Origin of the sequence: Saccharopolyspora shandongensis (assembly GCF_900106995.1) — a bacterium.
In the GTDB taxonomy this organism is placed as follows: Bacteria; Actinomycetota; Actinomycetes; order Mycobacteriales; family Pseudonocardiaceae; genus Saccharopolyspora; species Saccharopolyspora shandongensis.
Genome location: NZ_FNOK01000008.1, coordinates 67,113 through 81,826 on the forward strand (window position 1 = coordinate 67,113; position 14,714 = coordinate 81,826).

The window sequence follows — 14,714 nt, forward strand, 5'->3', positions numbered from 1 at the left end:
CCCGGCCCCACAAGCCGGGCAGGCGAAGCGAACGGCCTGTTCACCTCGCCCATCGAGACGAACGGTCCGTTCACTTCACGTGGCGGGAACTCCCCTATCGCACGTAGACGATCGCGGACCCCGATCCGCGACTGCCCGATGCTCCGGTTCTCATCCCAGGAAGGACGATCGATGCGCACGCTCATCCGTCTACAACGGACGTTCCAGCGCGGGCAGGTGCACGGGAACCTGGCTGCCGCCGTGCACCTCTGCTGCCACCGGCTCGTGCCCGCCGCCAGGGCCGGGCTCCGGCGGCGCGGAGCGTTCGGCGAAGTGGCCGTCGAGGTCACCGCCACCGCGCTGGCGGCCTGCCGGCGCACGTCGCGGAAGTGATCAGCCGGTGATGGCGTGCTCGGCGTACTGCCCGCAGGAGCGGAATCCGAGGCGGCGGTAGACGGGCTCGCCGTCCGCTGACGCCTGCAGGACCGCGATGCGGTGGCCTGCGGCGCGGGCCGTGTGGAGCGCCGCCAGCGTCATGGCGCCGCCGTAGCCGCGCCGGCGGTGGTCGGCGAGCGTGCAGATGTTGTAGATCCCGGCGACTCCCGCGTGGCAGAACACCTCGGCCGAGCAGACCGGTCGGCCCGCCGCGTAGCCGACCAGGTAGCTAGCCGGGCAGTCGGCGGCCAGCGCCTGCGGGGCCGCCAGGGCGAAGAAGCGGCGCACCGTTTCGGCGGGCGGATCCCAGTTCGCGGCGAGCACCGTCGCGTAGTCGGCGAGCTGCTCGGGCGTGGTCACCGGTCGGATCTTCAGCCCCTCCGCACGCGGCTGCGGCACGGAATCGTCCAGCTCCGCCCACATCGCCGTCTCGCGCTCGGCGGCCGGGAGACCTGCATCCGTCAGGAGGGCGCTCAGATCCGCCGGCTCGGAGGCCGGGCCCACCCACCAGGAGAACGGACGGCCGGTGGCGGCCAGCGCCCGGATCGTCTCGGCGATCCGGGCAGGCGCGGCTTCCGGGGCGAAGCGGGCAGCCGCGACGATGTTGAAGGTGTCGTCGTCGAGCCCGCTGTCGGCGACGACGAGGTCGCCGGTCTCCACCGCGGTCGCGCCGCTCAAGCTCCGGTGCAGGTGGCACGCGTGCTCGGCCAGGTTCTGTTCCATCCGCGCCGGCAGGTCGCCCGCGGAAACCGGTTTCGTCGTCGGTCGCACGAGGCCCGATCCCACCACACGCGCGGTCCGGAGCGCACGCCGATTTCGAGCACAGCACCGGCCGCGGCCCTCCCCGGTGAGGACCGCGGCCGGTGGATTTCCCCTGCGGGGTCAGTGGATGGCGATCAGCCCGAGGCCGAAGCCGGCGGTGATGACGACGGCGCAGACCACGAGCGCCCACTTGATCGCGAAGCGGTGGTGGTCGCCCAGGTCGACCTTCGCCAGTCCGATGAGGACGTACATCGCGGGCACCAGCGGGCTGAGCATGTGGATCGGCTGGCCGAGCAGGGAGGCGCGGGCGATCTCCATCGCGCCGATGCCGTGCTGGGCGCCCGCCTCGGCCAGGATCGGCATGACGCCGAAGTAGAAGGCGTCGTTGCTCATGAAGAACGTGAACGGCACGCTCAGCACCGCGACGATGATGCTGAAGAACGGGAACAGCGCGTCCGGCATCGCGGTCAGCAGGTAGTGCGCCATCTGCTCGATCATCCCGGTGCCCGAGAGCACGCCGGTGAACACCGCCGCCGCGAACACCATCGCGACCACCGCGACCACGCTGTCGGCGTGCGAGGCGATGCGGGCGCGCTGCTGCTCCAGCCGCGGGTAGTTGACGATCAGCGCGATCCCGCAGCCGATCATGAACAGCACCGCGATCGGCAGGACGCCGATGATGAGCGCGGTGAGCAGCGTGATCGTCAGCGCGGCGTTGAACCAGAACAGCTTCGGGCGCAGCGACTCGCGGTCGGGGGCGAGGACGTCGAAGTCCGCCGAGCCCCCGTGGTAGGTGTCGGGCCCGCCCGCCCCGACGAGCACGGGCGCGGCGGTGCGCAGCCGGGCGCGCTCGCGCAGGCCGATGGCGTAGGCGATGACGAACACGGTGGCCAGCCCGGCGACCAGCGCGGGGATCATCGGGACGAACAGCTCCTGCGGGTCCAGCTTCAGCGCGCTGGCGGCCCGCGCCGCCGGGCCGCCCCAGGGCACGACGTTGAGGACCGCGTTGGTCATGCAGGCCAGGCCGGTCATCAGCACCGGGCTGACGCCCAGCTTGCGGTAGATCGGCAGCAGCGCCGAGACCGTGATCATGAACGTGGTCGTGCCATCGCCGTCCAGCGACACCACCGCCACCAGGGCGACCGTGCCCATGATCAGCCGCAGCGGGTCGTTGTGGGTCAGCCGGACCACCGCGCGGGCGATCGGGTCGAACAGCCCGGCGTCGATCATGATGCCGAAGTAGAGGATCGCGAACAGCAGCATGGCGGCCGTCGGGGCGACGGACTTGATGCCGTCGGTGATCATGTCGCCGAGGTCCGGCGCGAAGCCGCCGAGCACCGCGAACGCCACTGGGACCACGATCAGCGACACCATCGGGGAGAGCCGTTTGCTCATCACCAGGTAGAGGAAAACGGTAACCATGCACAAACCGAGCAGCGCGATCAACGCTCCTCCTCCCCGCGGACCGACGGTGGTCCTCGTTACAACGGCGTTTCGTTCTGCGGAACCGTAGGTGACCCCGTTCACCTTGGGGAGGGTTGTCGACGTTGTCCGCCTATCCCGCGTTCGCCGCGTTTTGCGCGTTTTGCTCGCCGAGTAGAGTCGAGGGATGTCACGCCGCCCGATGCGGTTCGCGCGGCAGGCCCTGGTCCTCCAGATCTGCTTGATCGCCCTGGTCACCGCGATCGGTTTCGTCCTCGTCGCGTCCCTGCTCGACCGCAACCTCGTCGACCAGTACGGCCAGCGCGCCCTCGCCGTCGCCCGCTCGGTGGCCGCCGACAGCGACCTGGGCGGCGCGGTCGCGCGACGCGACCTGCCGCAGGTGCGCGATCAGGCCGAGCGGGCCCGCGCCGCCACCGGCGCGCTGTTCGTCGTCGTCACCGACCGCAACGGCATCCGGCTGGCCCACCCGGACGCCGCCAAGATCGGCGAGCCGGTCAGCACCGACCCGAGCTGGGTGCTCACCGGCCACGAGGTCGTCGACGTGCAGCGCGGCACGCTGGGCGTCTCCGCGCGGGGCAAGGTCCCGCTGCGCACCCCGGACGGCGCGATCGTCGGGCAGGTGAGCGTCGGTTTCGACGCCGAGGACATCAGCGACGCGTTCCTGCGCCTGATCGGGAACACCGCGGCGTTCACCGGCGGGGCGCTGCTGGTCGGCGTGGCCGGGGCGGCGTGGCTCACCCGCATGCTCAAGCGGCGCACCCTGGGGCTGGAGCCGCAGGAACTGGCGGAGTTGGTGCGCCAGCGCGAGGCGGTGCTCTTCGGCATCCGCGAGGGCGTCCTCGCCGTCGACGCCGACGGCCGCGTCTCGGTGCGCAACCGCGAGGCCGAGCGGCTGCTGGACACGCCGATCGAGGTCGGCACCCCGGCCGCCGAGCTGGCCATCCCCCAGCGGCTCCGGGACGTGCTCGCCGAACGCCGGCCCGCCGACGACCTGATCACCGTGACCGGCGACCGGATGCTGGTGGTCAACCACCGCCCCGTCGTCCGCGGCGGCACCGAGCTCGGCAGCGTGCTGACCCTCCGCGACCAGACCGATCTCGCGGCGCTCAGCCGGGAACTGGAATCGGTGCGCAGCATGACCGACACGCTGCGCGCCCAGCGGCACGAGTTCACCAACCGGCTGCACACCCTCTCCGGGCTGCTCCAGACCGGGCGGCACCAGGAAGCGGTCGAGTACGTGCAGGCGCTTTCCTCCGGGTCGGTCGCCCGGCTCGGCCCGGCGACCGAGGCGGTGCGCGATCCCTACCTGGTCGCGTTCCTGTCCGCCAAGAAGGCGGTCGCGGCGGAACGCGGCGTCGAGCTGGAGCTCGGCGAGACGAGCTGGGTGCCGTCGGCGGCGATCGCCCCGGTCGAGGTCATGACCGTCGTCGGGAACCTGGTCGACAACGCGATCGACGCGGCGCGGCTGGGATCGGCCCGCCCGGCCCGCGTCGAAGTGGACCTGCTCGCCGACGGCACGACGCTGCACGTGTCCGTTGTGGACACCGGCGACGGCGTGCCGGAACCGTTGCGGGAGAAGATCTTCACCGAGGGCGTGTCGACGAAGGGCGCCGACGGCAACGGGCTGGGGCTCGCGCTGTGCCGGCAGGCGGCGCGCAGCCTCGGTGGCGACGTGCGGCTGGCCGATGCCGGCGAGGCCCGCGGGACGGTGTTCGTCGCGGTGCTGCCGGGCGTTCTCGAAACCAACCAGGAGGTGGCGCTGTGATCGGAGTTGTCGTGGTGGAGGACGACTTCCGGGTCGCGCAGGTGCACGCCGAGTTCACCGAGCGGGTGCCCGGATTCCGCGTCCTGGGCACCGCGCGCACCGCGGCGCAGGCGCGGGAGCTGATCGACGCGCACAGCCCGGATCTCGTGCTGCTGGACAACTACCTGCCCGACTGCGCCGGGGTCGCGCTGCTGGCCGAGCTCGACGTCGACGCGATCATGCTCACCGCGGCCACCGATCCCGCCACCGTCCGCGCCGCGTTCGCGGCAGGCGCGCTGAACTACCTCGTCAAGCCGTTCACCGCGGAACAGCTCGCCGACCGGCTCACGGCCTACGCCCGCTATCACTCGCGGCTGCCGGTGACCGGCGGCGCGGTCGATCAGGAGGAGATCGACCGGGCGGTTCGGCTGCTGCACGAGGGCGACCGGCCCGCGGCGCCGAAGGGCCAGTCCACCCTGACGTCGCAGCTGGTGCTCGACGCGCTGCGCAACGGCGGTGGCGCCCGCTCCGCGGCGGAGATCGCCGAGGAACTGGGCATCGCCCGCGCCACCGCGCAGCGCTACCTGGCGGCACTGGCCCAGGACGGCAGGGCCGTCATGACGTTGCGGTACGGCGCCAGCGGCCGACCCGAGCACCAGTACGAGCCGATCGCCGCGACCCGCTAGCCCACAAGTCCTGTGTGGACAGCCAGCGCGCCCGCCGGTGCCGTGTAGATGATCAGGCGCTGGTCCTGCACTCCCGGCAGCGCCAGCGCTTCGCAGTCACTGACGGCACTGCTCGGCCACACCGCGAAGAAGAGCACGACTGCCTGATGCGAGCGACTCCTCCGGGTTGGGTCTGCCGCAATTTCCATTGAAATTGCGGCCCTCCGCGCGGACCGCCTCGAGGCGTCCGGGTGGGATCACCGGTCGCGCGGGTGGCCCAACGCCAGCAGGGCCAGCGGTTCGTGGCCTTCCGGGCAGTGCTGTCGCAGCGCGTCGTTGTCGAAGCCGGCCACCAGCACCGCGCCGATTCCGTCCGCAGCGGCCTGCAGAGCGATGTTCTGCGCTGCGGCACCGGCTTCGAGGTGCACGTAGCCGACACCGCGCGTGCCCGGCGGCTGGTCGGCGAACTTGACCCGGGCCGCCGCCACGTCGCCGCTGATCAGGATGAGCGCGGCGCAGGACGACAGCCAAGGCTGGCCGCCGATGCCCGCGTCGCCGATCTGGGCGCGCAAATCTCCCCGCGCCAACGGGACCAGCCGGTGCGCGTCCGGTTCGTACCGGTAGCTCCCGGCCGGCACGTCCGCGACGTCACCGGCCACGAGCGTCAATCCCAGGAAGAACGATCCGCCCGCGGACGGGGCCGTCCGCAGCCCCGGGCCGCTGATGCCTTGCCCGGCCCAGAGCAACCGGCTCACCGCCAGCGGGGACAGGGGCGCGCCGGAGTACTCCCGGGTGCTCCGGCGCCGCCGGAGCACTTCGTCGAACGAGGGCGTGGCCGATCCGTCCGGTGGCGGCAACATCACCGGCCGAGCGTACCGGCCGAACCGATCTTGGTGCTCAGCTTCCGAAGTCCTGGGTCCAGTAGTCGCCGTTGGCGTCGAAGCCGACACCGATGGTCTTGATGGAGCAGTTCAGGATGTTCGCCTTGTGCCCGTCGGACTTCATCCAGCCGGCCATGACCTCGTCGGCGCTCTGGTAGCCCTGGGCGATGTTCTCGGCGCCCGGCGACGGGTGGCCGGCCTTCGAGATGCGCTGCGTGAAGGTCACACCGTCGGGGGTGGTGTGATCGAGGTAGGCGCGCTTGGCCATGTCGGCGCTGTGCTCCGAGGCCGCCTTGGTGAGCCGGGAGTCCACCTTGACGGCGCGGCAGCCGGCACCGGCCCGTTCCTTGTTGACCAGGGCGACGACCTGGTCCTCGACCGAGGTGGCCGCTCCCGCGACGGGGGCGAGGGCGGCGGCGGTACCGGTGCCGATCATGAGGGCAACCAGCGTGATTACGGAGCGTCGCAGATTCGGGGGTTTCATGCCGACGCAAGCTACCCCATTTGGATGAGATCAAACTGTTATATGTGGAAACGCTCACTCTCCGTGACAGCATTGAGTAATCGGCCGAGTACCGAGCGATTCGCTCCACGCCGGAACCGGCACACCTGACTTTTGTCATCCCTGGCCGGTGACGCCCGCTCACTACCCGGAACACCGCGGCGAGCCGAACATGATCAGCCATGGAGAACGTGTTGGAGGTCCGCGCCGTGCGCCACCGGTACGGCGGCACCCGGGCCCTGGACGGGGTCGACCTGGACGTCGGTGCCGGGGAGTGCGTGGCGCTGCTCGGGCCGAACGGTGCTGGGAAGACGACCCTGGTGAACCTGGTGACCGGCCTGCTCCACCCGCAGGACGGCGGGCGGATCCGGATCGGCGGCGGCGATCCGCGGATCGCCGCGACCAGGCGGCGCCTGGGCGTCGTGCAGCAGTCGCTCGGATTCCCGAACACGCTGAAGGTCGGCGAGCTGGTCACCGGCGCCGCCGTGCGCGGCGGCTTCCCCCGCGCCGCGGCGGGCCCGGTGATGGCCGAGCTGGACCTGACCGAGCTGGCCGGGCGCCGGGCGACCAAGCTCTCAGGCGGCCAGCGGCAGCGGCTGCAGCTGGCCATGGCGCTGGTGACCGAGCCGGCGCTGCTCGTGCTCGACGAGCCGACCACCGGCCTCGACGTGCCGGCGCGGCGGCGGTTCTGGCAGGTGCTGGCGGAGCGCCGCGCGCGCGGCACCGGCGTGCTGGTGACCACGCACCTGATCGAGGAGTCCGGCGCCGTCGCCGACCGCGTAGTGGTGCTGGACCGCGGCCGCATCGTGGCCGCCGGGCGGCCCGAGGAGCTGATGTCCCGGCTGCCCGACCGCACGGTCACCGCGAGGACCGCGCTCGACCAGGCCTGGCTGCGCGAACTGCCCGAGGTCGTGTCGATCAGCCGCGACGGCGACCACGTCCGCCTGGGCACCCGCAGCCCGGAGGCGCTGCTGCGCGTGCTCCTCGCCGAAGATCCGCAACTGACCGATCTCCGCGTCGAGGGCGCGGGCCTGGAGGAAGCCGTGGTCGGCCTGACTGAACGGAGCGTCGTATGAACGCCAGGATCTTCGGCGTCGAGGTCGCGGACGAGCTGCGGGCCATCTTCCGGGAGCCCACCGCGTTGTTCTTCTCCATCGTGATGCCGGTCGGGTTCTTCGCCCTGTTCGTCTCGCTGTACGGGAGGATCCCGGCCGGTCCGGTCCCGGTCGGGACCGGCATGCTGGCGACCTTCGGGGCCTTCGCCGTGCTGTCGGTGTCGTTGACCAACCCCGGGATCACCGTCGCGGGAGACCGCGAGCGCGGGTGGCTGCGGGCGAAGCGGGTGTCCGCCGTCCCGATCGGCGTGACGCTGGCCGCGAAGCTGGTCGCGGTGCTGCCCTACTCGGCCGGGGTCCTGCTGGCCATGGCCGCCACCGCCGCCCTCACCGGCTCGCTGAACGTCTCGGTCGTCGAGCTGCTGCGCGTCTTCGCCGTGCTGATCCTCGGCGCGCTGCCGTTCGCGCTGCTGGGCCTCGCGGTGGGTTTCCAGGCCGGGCCGAACGCCACCGCGGCGATCCTCAACGCGATCCTGTTCCCGTCGGCGGTGCTCTCCGGCCTGTGGATGCCGCTGGAGATCCTGCCCGCGTTCTTCGGTCACATCGCGCAATTCCTGCCGACCTACCACCTGGCGCAGTTGGCGATCGCCCAGTTGGCCGGCGAGGGGGCCGCGGTGCATGCGCTCGTCGTGCTCTGCTCGACCGCGGCGACCGCCGTGCTCGCCGCGATGTCGTACCGTCATGCCCGATCATGAGAAGCTGCGCACGCCTCGCCCGCTGGATCCACCTCGTCTACCTGGCGAACCTGCTCTGGGGCCCGGCCTTCGACCCGAGATCGACCTGGGTGGACTGGGCGCTGGCGTTCGCCGTGATGGGCGCGGCCGTGCCGATGTACCTGCTGGCGTGGCACCATCCGGCTCGCGCGCGCTGGTGGTGCACCGTGCCGACCGCGGTGCTCGGCGCGGCCATGACGCCGGTCAACTCCGGCGCCGCGGTGCTGTTCGTCTACGCCGCGGCGTTCGCCGGCGTCTCCGAATCGCGGCGGACCGCGCTGCGCTGGTTCGTCGGCCTCTCGGTGCTCGTCAGCCTGTTCTCCGTGGTCTCCATCGTGCCGATGCCCTGGCGGCTCTACGGCCTCATCCCGTCGCTGGTGCTCCTGTGGGCCATCGGGACGATGCAGATCAACTGGGTCGAGCGGGACCGCGCCGCGGCGGAATTGCGCAGCCAGAACGCGCGCATCGAGCACCTGGCCACCCTGGCGGAGCGCGAACGCATCGCGCGCGACCTGCACGACCTCCTCGGCCATTCGCTGACGGCGATCGTGGTGCGGGCGGCGCTCACCAACGAGCTCATCGGCCGCGATCCCGAACGGGCGCGCGGCGAAGCCGCCGAGATCGAAAGCACCGCCCGGGCGGCGCTCACCGAGATCCGCGACGCCGTCACGGGCTGGCGGCAGGCCAGCCTCGACTCCGAGCTGGAGGCGGCGCGCCACGCGCTGTCGAGCCTCGGCGTCGACGTCGTCGTGCGGCGTGATGAGAAACTGGCGATCGTGGGTTCCACCGAGCACGAACTGGCGTTGGCGCTGCGCGAGGCGGTGACCAACGTCGTCCGGCACGCCGCCGCGACGACCTGCCACATCGGGCTGAAAGCCCAGGACGACGAGCTCCAGCTGGTGATCGCCGACGACGGCGTCGGCGGCGACGCCCCGGAGGGCAACGGACTTTCCGGCATGCGCGAGCGGATCGCCGCGCTGGGCGGCCGGGTGCAGCGCACCGGCTCGGCGGGGACCACGCTCACCGTCGCGGTGCCGTTGCGGGTGGCGACCTAGATGCGCGAGGAGATCCGGGTCGTGCTGGCGGAGGACCAGGGCATGGTCCTCGACGCGTTCGCCGCGCTGCTGGACCTGCAGCCGGACGTCAGCGTGGTGGCGACGGCGGGCAACGGCGACGAAGCGCTCGCGGCCGTCGAGCGGCACCGGCCCGACATCCTGCTCACCGACATCGAAATGCCGGGGCGGACGGGACTCGAGGTGGCCGCGGAGCTCCAGCGGGCCGGCGATCCGGTGCGGGTCCTCATCGTCACGACCTTCGCCCGCAGCGGCTACCTGCGGCGCGCGATGGACAGCGGCGTCGCGGGTTACGTGCTCAAGGACGCACCGATCGCGGAACTGGTGGCGGCGTTGCGCCGCGTGCACGCCGGAGAGCGCGTCGTGGCGCCGGAATTGGCGATCGCGGCGTGGGATCACGCGGATCCGCTCACCGAGCGGGAACGGGAACTCCTGCGCGAAGCCACCACCGGCGCGAGCAACGCCGAGCTGGCGCGCCGCCTGAACCTCGCCGAGGGCACGGTCCGCAACTACCTGTCGACGGCGATGGCCAAGCTCGGCGCCCGCAACCGCATCGAGGCGGCCAACACCGCCCGCGAACGCGGCTGGCTCTAGGCCTCGTTTCGCCCTGGGTGGCGGCAGTGCGGCGTTTTCGCGCGAAAACGGCGTAGCCAGGCGTGCGGAATGACGGTTTCGCGCGAAAACGCCATCTCCACCCGAACGAGGACCAAGCGGCCGCATCGCGTCTGCAGCCCGGTCATCGATCGATTTCACAGCTGAATCGCAGCGAATAGAAGTGTTGGACGCGATGGGTTCCTGGCAGGAACACTGGACTCGGATTCGGTGGATTTCGCTTTCCGGGAGGGAAAATGGACACGTCGTCCTCCGACGTGGCCCGGCTGCTGCGGATCTTCGCCGCGCGTGCGCTGGTTCTCGCGTTCATCACCGGCATCACGGGCGCGACGACGCTGGCGATGGTCCTCGGGCTCGCCGGGGTAGGTCTCCTCCTGGCCCCGGTGGAGGCCGCCCGCCGGAAGGACGTCAGCCGGTGAGGTGGTCCAGCAGCGCCCACGCCGCCGGGTTCGTCGGTTCCGGCAGCCGCCCGGCCAGGTAGATCCTCCTGGAGAAGTCGGTGCCCTCGATCCGGGCGAAGGGCAACCCGGTTCGCTCGGCGACGGACTGCGGGACGATCGTGACGCCCAGCCCCGCCGCCACCAACTCCATCAGCAGCGGAACGTGGGTGGCCTCGCAAACCGGGTTGTGCCGGAGCCCGGCCTCGGCGAACCGGCGACGCACCATCGCCTGCATGAAGCTCCCGCTGAAGTCCGCGAACGGTTCGTCGTCGATCTCGGCCAGCCGGACCCGCCGCCGGTGCGCGAGCCGATGTCCCGGGTAGGTGACCAGGACGATGCGCTGCGTCCACTGCGCGAAGCTGGTCAGCTCGCCGGACAGCGGCCCGTCCGCAGCGAGGTAGGCCAGGTCGAGCTCGCCGTCGGCGACGGCCGCCGAGAGGTCGGGCACGGTGCCGTCGCGGACGTGGATCCGGATCCCGGGATACCGCGACTGGAACACGCCGAGCTCGCGCGGCAGGTCGACGACGGTCAGCGTCTGGATCATGCCGATGGAAACCCGGCCCTGGGAAAGGCCGACGACCGCGGACACCTCACCGCGCGCCGCGACCACGTCGGAGACGAGCCGGTGAGCGACCGGCAGCAGGGCGCGGCCCGCCTCGGTCAGCGCCACGCGGCGGGTGGTCCGCTCGAAAAGCGGTGCGCCCAGCTCGGTTTCGAGCTTGCGGACCGAGGCGCTCAGCGCCGACTGGACGATGTGGATCTCCCGCGCGGCGGCGGTGAAGCTGCCGCTGCGCACCACGGCGAGGAAGTGCTCGACCTGCCGGAATTCCATCCATCGATCATATCGCTGAATCCACCCCGGGCCAGCATCGAAGCAGGTCGACCGCGCTCGAACCCGCGGGGAACGTGGTCATGCGGGGTGGTCGGGCCGCTGCCAGCATGAGACGGGGCGCGGGTGTCTCGATGCGGCCGACGCGCCTTGCGACGTCGAGGGGGCGAGTCGGGATGAGGATTGTCGTCGACCTGAACCGCTGCCAGGCATTCGCGCAATGCGTGTTCCTGGCGCCGGGAGTTTTCTCGCTGCACGGCGAAGAGGCCCTGCTCTACCAACCGCGCGTCGACGAGGCGCACCGCGACGACGTGCTGCGCGCCGCCGCGGCCTGCCCGGTCCAGGCGATCCTGGTCGAATGCCGGGGAGCTGGCGGCGATGTCCGCTGACAGCCAGTTGGCGGCGCTGCGCGCGGACGGCCGCATCGTGATCGTCGGCGCTTCGCTCGCCGGTCTCCGGGCGGCGGAGCAGCTGCGCGAAGAAGGCTTCGCGGGTTCGCTCACCTTGATCGGGGACGAGCCCCACGAGCCATACGACCGGCCGCCGCTTTCCAAGCAGGTGCTGCTAGGCCGGTCGCTGCCGGAGGACACCGGTCTCCCCCGCCGGCGCGCGATCGATGCGCAGTGGCGGCTCGGCGTCGCCGCCACCGGGCTCGACCGGGACGGCCGACGGGTGCTGCTGGCCGACGGCGGCGAGGTCGGATTCGACCGCCTGCTGATCGCCACCGGCGGGCGCTCCCGTCCGTGGCCGCACGAGACCGAGGCCGCGCTCGACGGCGTGTGCGTGGTGCGCACCAAGGAGGACACCGCCGGGCTCGCGCGGCGGCTGGCGAGGCGGCCGAACCGGGTGCTGGTCATCGGCGCCGGTTTCACCGGCTCGGAAGTCGCCTCGGCGTGCCGGGAGCGGGGCCTGCAGGTCACCGTCGCCGAGCGCGGCGAAGCTCCTCTGGTGGGCGCGCTCGGCGGCGTGGTCGGCGACGTGGCCGCGCAGTTGCAGCGCGAGCACGGCGTCGACCTCCGCTGCGGGGTCATGGTGACCGCGTTGGAGGGCGACGCCGGCGGCCGCCTCAAACGCGCTCACCTGTCCGACGGCACCGCGGTGGATGCGGAAGTGGCCGTGGTCGCGCTGGGCGCGGTGCGCAACACCGCGTGGCTGGCGGGTTCGGGCCTGGCCGCCGGTCCCCGCGGCATCGCCTGCGATGCCGGCTGCCGGGCCTTCGACGTCCACGGCATCGTCACCGACGACGTGTTCGCCGCGGGCGACGTGGCGCGCACCCCGCATCCGCTGTTCGGATACCAGTTCCTCGCTCTGGAGCACTGGGGCAACGCCGTGGCGCAGGCCGAGATCGCCGCGCACAACATGATCAGCGCCGGTTCGCAGCGGCGCCCGCACCTCTGGATGCCGTCGTTCTGGTCGGCCCAGTTCGGGGTGAACATCAAGTCCGTCGGAGTGCCGTCGATGGCGGACGAGCTGATCGTGCAGCAGGGCACGCTGGAGTCGCACTGCTTCGCCGCCGCGTACGGCTACCAGGGGCGCGTCATCGCCGCGGTCGGCTTCGACCACGCGAAGTGGATGGGCTTCTACAAGCGGCTGATCGAGCAGGCCGCGCCGTTCCCGCCGGACTTCCCCGGCGTGGACCAGCGCTCGGCCGCGCTGCGGCCGGTGCCGGCCAGGTTCCCGGATCCGACGCTGCCCACCCACAGCCCCACCGTCACCCTGACCGGTCACTCGCCCAGCGAACGGCGGGTCGTCTTCACACCGGCCCGCGCCTGACTCCGAGGAGCGCGTCCATGCACACGACCAGCCCGGTGCGGCGGATCACCGACCAAGCCGTCCGCGCCGACCCGTACCCGGTCTACGCCGAGCTCCGCGGCACGCCGGTGGTGCGCGACGACAGCGGCATCCACCTCATCACCACCTACTGGGAGATCCGGAACCTGTTGCAGGACCCCAGGATCAGCTCGGACGCCCGCAACCTCGCCCCCGGTGCCGATCCGCTGGTCGGCACGACACCGGACGACGAGGGGATGCTGCCGCCCAGCTTCATCCGGCTGGACCCGCCCGAGCACGACCGGTTGCGCCGCCTGGCGATGCGCCCGTTCGGTCCCCCGCACAGCCCGCGGTGCATCCACGACATGCGCGGCGACCTCGCGGGGACCGTGACCGGGCTGATCGACGGGCTCGACGGCCGGGACCGCTTCGACGTCGTCGACGACTTCGCCTATCCGTTCCCCGTCGCGGTGATCTGCCAGCTCCTGGGCGTGCCGCGGGAGGACGAGCCGCACTTCCGGCGGCTGGTCGACGTGGTGGTCGCCGGGCTCAGCCCGGCCGAGGACCCGGAGGCGCAGCGGCACGCGGTGCGCCAGGGCCGCCTCGAACTCGGGCAGTACCTGGCGGCGCTGATCGAGGGGCACCGCCGCCACCCGGGCGACGACATGCTGTCCGCGTGGATCACCGACGAAGGGCCGGAGGGGCGGATGTCCCTGCTGGAGGTGATCACCAACGCGGTCCTGCTGCTGATCGCCGGCCACGAGACCACCGTCAACCTGATCACCAACGGGATGCTCACGATGCTGCGGCAACCGGCCGTGCTGGAACTGCTGCGGACCGAGCCGATGGCGGCGGCCCGCGCCGTGGAGGAACTGCTGCGCTACGAGCCTCCGGTGCAGATACTGCCCCAGCGCACCACGTTGACCGACATCGAGGTCGCGGGCAGCGTCATCCCCAAGGGGGCGCCGGTGTGGCTCCTGCTCGCCTCCGGAAACCGGGATCCGGCGCGCTTCCCCGATCCGGACCGCTTCGACCCGGCGCGCGTGGACAACCAGCACCTCGGCTTCGGCTTCGGCGTGCACGCCTGCTTCGGCGCGCCGCTCGCCCGGCTGGAAACCCAGATCGCGCTGACGGAACTAGCCCGCAGGCTGCGCGACCCGCAACTGGTCGAAGACCCGCCGCCGTACCGGCCGAGCCCGATCCTGCGCGGCCCCCGCCACTTGCCGGTGACGATCAACGGCCTGGCCGCCTGACGGCCGCCCGCTCCGGATCAGCGCGGTGGCGCGAAAGGATTGAGAACGGGCGAGACGCGGCGAGCGAAATGCTCCCGATCAAGCCGTTTACACCTACGCGCGCGAGGATTTCGACACCTGGGAACGCGAACTCGGCCGCACGCTCCGGTCCGGGAGCTTCGACGAGAACCTCACCACGGACAGACTGGACGTCACCGGCGCCTTGATCGGGCAGCGGTGGCGGATCGGCCGCGATGTCGTGCTCCAGGTGACCGTGCCGCGCATCCCGTGCCGGACGTTCGCCGTGTGGCTGGGCCGCAACGGCTGGGTGAAGACCTCCGGGCCTTGACCACGCAACCCGGGCTGCTGCCGCGGCTGCTGGCGGCGGAGGAACTCCCGGAGGACGTCCAGGCCCAGGCCATCGCCTGCTCACCTTTCGAACTCTTCCAGGGCCACCGGCGCGAACGGACCGTTCACCTCGCTTGGCGAGGCGAACGGTCCGTTGACCGCGCGCGGCCG

The 14,714-nt window shown here is 71.8% G+C and carries 16 protein-coding genes and 1 pseudogene; 12 read left to right on the forward strand and 5 right to left on the reverse strand.

Translation table 11 applies throughout. The features are described 5' to 3' along the window. Window positions 1-171 precede the first annotated feature (171 nt). Entirely contained in the window at window positions 172-372 is a 201-nt protein-coding gene (locus BLW84_RS10915; RefSeq protein ID WP_093264518.1) for a hypothetical protein, read from the forward strand. On the opposite strand, the gene BLW84_RS10920 is transcribed toward BLW84_RS10915, so the two are convergent. Together BLW84_RS10920 and BLW84_RS10925 are read right to left on the reverse strand one after the other, a co-directional pair. Further along, window positions 373-1,185 carry a GNAT family N-acetyltransferase gene (locus tag BLW84_RS10920; protein WP_245761068.1) on the reverse strand — a complete coding sequence of 271 codons (813 nt, stop codon included), beginning with the start codon at window positions 1,183-1,185 and terminating at the stop codon, window positions 373-375. Between the two features lie 111 nt (window positions 1,186-1,296). Then, window positions 1,297-2,622, reverse strand: coding sequence for a CitMHS family transporter (locus tag BLW84_RS10925; protein ID WP_093264520.1), 1,326 nt, complete (start codon window positions 2,620-2,622; stop codon window positions 1,297-1,299). A 163-nt stretch (window positions 2,623-2,785) separates the two neighbouring features. Here BLW84_RS10925 and BLW84_RS10930 point away from each other — a divergent pair, with 163 nt between their 5' ends. After that, window positions 2,786-4,384 carry an ATP-binding protein gene (locus tag BLW84_RS10930; RefSeq protein ID WP_245761069.1) on the forward strand — a complete coding sequence of 533 codons (1,599 nt, stop codon included), beginning with the start codon at window positions 2,786-2,788 and terminating at the stop codon, window positions 4,382-4,384. Then, window positions 4,381-5,049, forward strand: a complete 669-nt coding sequence (locus BLW84_RS10935) for a response regulator (RefSeq protein WP_093264524.1) — start codon at window positions 4,381-4,383, stop codon at window positions 5,047-5,049. The genes BLW84_RS10930 and BLW84_RS10935 overlap by 4 nt, the downstream gene beginning before the upstream one ends. A 236-nt stretch (window positions 5,050-5,285) precedes the next feature. Here BLW84_RS10935 and BLW84_RS10940 read toward each other — a convergent pair whose 3' ends face one another. Beyond that, window positions 5,286-5,888, reverse strand: coding sequence for a SagB/ThcOx family dehydrogenase (locus BLW84_RS10940; RefSeq protein ID WP_245761085.1), 603 nt, complete (start codon window positions 5,886-5,888; stop codon window positions 5,286-5,288). A 37-nt stretch (window positions 5,889-5,925) separates the two neighbouring features. Further along, the gene (locus BLW84_RS10945) at window positions 5,926-6,345 is read right to left on the reverse strand and encodes a CAP domain-containing protein (protein WP_093264529.1); all 420 of its coding nucleotides are present in this window, start codon (window positions 6,343-6,345) and stop codon (window positions 5,926-5,928) included. A 248-nt stretch (window positions 6,346-6,593) separates the two neighbouring features. On the opposite strand from BLW84_RS10945, the gene BLW84_RS10950 reads away from it, so the two are divergent. The 5 genes from BLW84_RS10950 (at window position 6,594) to BLW84_RS10970 (ending at window position 10,343) form a co-directional block, all read left to right on the forward strand. Beyond that, entirely contained in the window at window positions 6,594-7,487 is an 894-nt protein-coding gene (locus BLW84_RS10950) for an ABC transporter ATP-binding protein (protein ID WP_093264531.1), read from the forward strand. Continuing rightward, window positions 7,484-8,221 carry an ABC transporter permease gene (locus BLW84_RS10955; protein WP_093264533.1) on the forward strand — a complete coding sequence of 246 codons (738 nt, stop codon included), beginning with the start codon at window positions 7,484-7,486 and terminating at the stop codon, window positions 8,219-8,221. Before BLW84_RS10950 ends, BLW84_RS10955 begins: the two co-directional genes overlap by 4 nt. Beyond that, on the forward strand, window positions 8,218-9,294 hold the full coding sequence (locus tag BLW84_RS10960) for a sensor histidine kinase (RefSeq protein ID WP_093264536.1): 1,077 nt from the start codon (window positions 8,218-8,220) through the stop codon (window positions 9,292-9,294). The genes BLW84_RS10955 and BLW84_RS10960 overlap by 4 nt, the downstream gene beginning before the upstream one ends. After that, on the forward strand, window positions 9,295-9,906 hold the full coding sequence (locus BLW84_RS10965) for a response regulator transcription factor (RefSeq protein WP_093264538.1): 612 nt from the start codon (window positions 9,295-9,297) through the stop codon (window positions 9,904-9,906). It abuts the gene before it with no gap. Between the two features lie 254 nt (window positions 9,907-10,160). Further along, window positions 10,161-10,343 carry a hypothetical protein gene (locus BLW84_RS10970; RefSeq protein WP_093264540.1) on the forward strand — a complete coding sequence of 61 codons (183 nt, stop codon included), beginning with the start codon at window positions 10,161-10,163 and terminating at the stop codon, window positions 10,341-10,343. On the opposite strand, the gene BLW84_RS10975 is transcribed toward BLW84_RS10970, so the two are convergent. Further along, the gene (locus tag BLW84_RS10975) at window positions 10,333-11,196 is read right to left on the reverse strand and encodes a LysR family transcriptional regulator (RefSeq protein WP_093264542.1); all 864 of its coding nucleotides are present in this window, start codon (window positions 11,194-11,196) and stop codon (window positions 10,333-10,335) included. The two genes, BLW84_RS10970 and BLW84_RS10975, sit on opposite strands and share 11 nt — an antisense overlap. Window positions 11,197-11,369: 173 nt before the next feature. On the opposite strand from BLW84_RS10975, the gene BLW84_RS10980 reads away from it, so the two are divergent. The 4 genes and pseudogenes from BLW84_RS10980 to BLW84_RS48985 all read left to right on the forward strand — a co-directional run. After that, on the forward strand, window positions 11,370-11,582 hold the full coding sequence (locus tag BLW84_RS10980; protein WP_093264545.1) for a ferredoxin: 213 nt from the start codon (window positions 11,370-11,372) through the stop codon (window positions 11,580-11,582). Further along, window positions 11,572-12,966: an NAD(P)/FAD-dependent oxidoreductase gene (locus BLW84_RS10985; RefSeq protein WP_093264546.1), complete on the forward strand. Its 1,395-nt coding sequence runs from the start codon at window positions 11,572-11,574 to the stop codon at window positions 12,964-12,966. The genes BLW84_RS10980 and BLW84_RS10985 overlap by 11 nt, the downstream gene beginning before the upstream one ends. Window positions 12,967-12,983: 17 nt before the next feature. Then, the gene (locus BLW84_RS10990; protein ID WP_093264548.1) at window positions 12,984-14,216 is read left to right on the forward strand and encodes a cytochrome P450; all 1,233 of its coding nucleotides are present in this window, start codon (window positions 12,984-12,986) and stop codon (window positions 14,214-14,216) included. An 82-nt stretch (window positions 14,217-14,298) separates the two neighbouring features. Next, window positions 14,299-14,544, forward strand: a pseudogene (locus tag BLW84_RS48985) (MOSC domain-containing protein); the annotation flags it as partial. Between the last annotated feature and the right edge of the window lie 170 nt (window positions 14,545-14,714).

Bases quoted from the DNA above. Each gene is read 5' to 3' on its own strand.
- BLW84_RS10940 (WP_245761085.1), bottom strand. From the start codon at position 5,888: ATGTTGCCGCCACCGGACGGATCGGCCACGCCCTCGTTCGACGAAGTG.
- BLW84_RS10930 (WP_245761069.1), top strand. From the start codon at position 2,786: ATGTCACGCCGCCCGATGCGGTTCGCGCGGCAGGCCCTGGTCCTCCAG.
- BLW84_RS10985 (WP_093264546.1), top strand. From the start codon at position 11,572: ATGTCCGCTGACAGCCAGTTGGCGGCGCTGCGCGCGGACGGCCGCATC.
- BLW84_RS10960 (WP_093264536.1), top strand. From the start codon at position 8,218: ATGAGAAGCTGCGCACGCCTCGCCCGCTGGATCCACCTCGTCTACCTG.
- BLW84_RS10945 (WP_093264529.1), bottom strand. From the start codon at position 6,345: ATGATCGGCACCGGTACCGCCGCCGCCCTCGCCCCCGTCGCGGGAGCG.
- BLW84_RS10980 (WP_093264545.1), top strand. From the start codon at position 11,370: ATGAGGATTGTCGTCGACCTGAACCGCTGCCAGGCATTCGCGCAATGC.
- BLW84_RS10950 (WP_093264531.1), top strand. From the start codon at position 6,594: ATGGAGAACGTGTTGGAGGTCCGCGCCGTGCGCCACCGGTACGGCGGC.
- BLW84_RS10965 (WP_093264538.1), top strand. From the start codon at position 9,295: ATGCGCGAGGAGATCCGGGTCGTGCTGGCGGAGGACCAGGGCATGGTC.
- BLW84_RS10975 (WP_093264542.1), bottom strand. From the start codon at position 11,196: ATGGAATTCCGGCAGGTCGAGCACTTCCTCGCCGTGGTGCGCAGCGGC.
- BLW84_RS10955 (WP_093264533.1), top strand. From the start codon at position 7,484: ATGAACGCCAGGATCTTCGGCGTCGAGGTCGCGGACGAGCTGCGGGCC.
- BLW84_RS10990 (WP_093264548.1), top strand. From the start codon at position 12,984: ATGCACACGACCAGCCCGGTGCGGCGGATCACCGACCAAGCCGTCCGC.
- BLW84_RS10970 (WP_093264540.1), top strand. From the start codon at position 10,161: ATGGACACGTCGTCCTCCGACGTGGCCCGGCTGCTGCGGATCTTCGCC.
- BLW84_RS10915 (WP_093264518.1), top strand. From the start codon at position 172: ATGCGCACGCTCATCCGTCTACAACGGACGTTCCAGCGCGGGCAGGTG.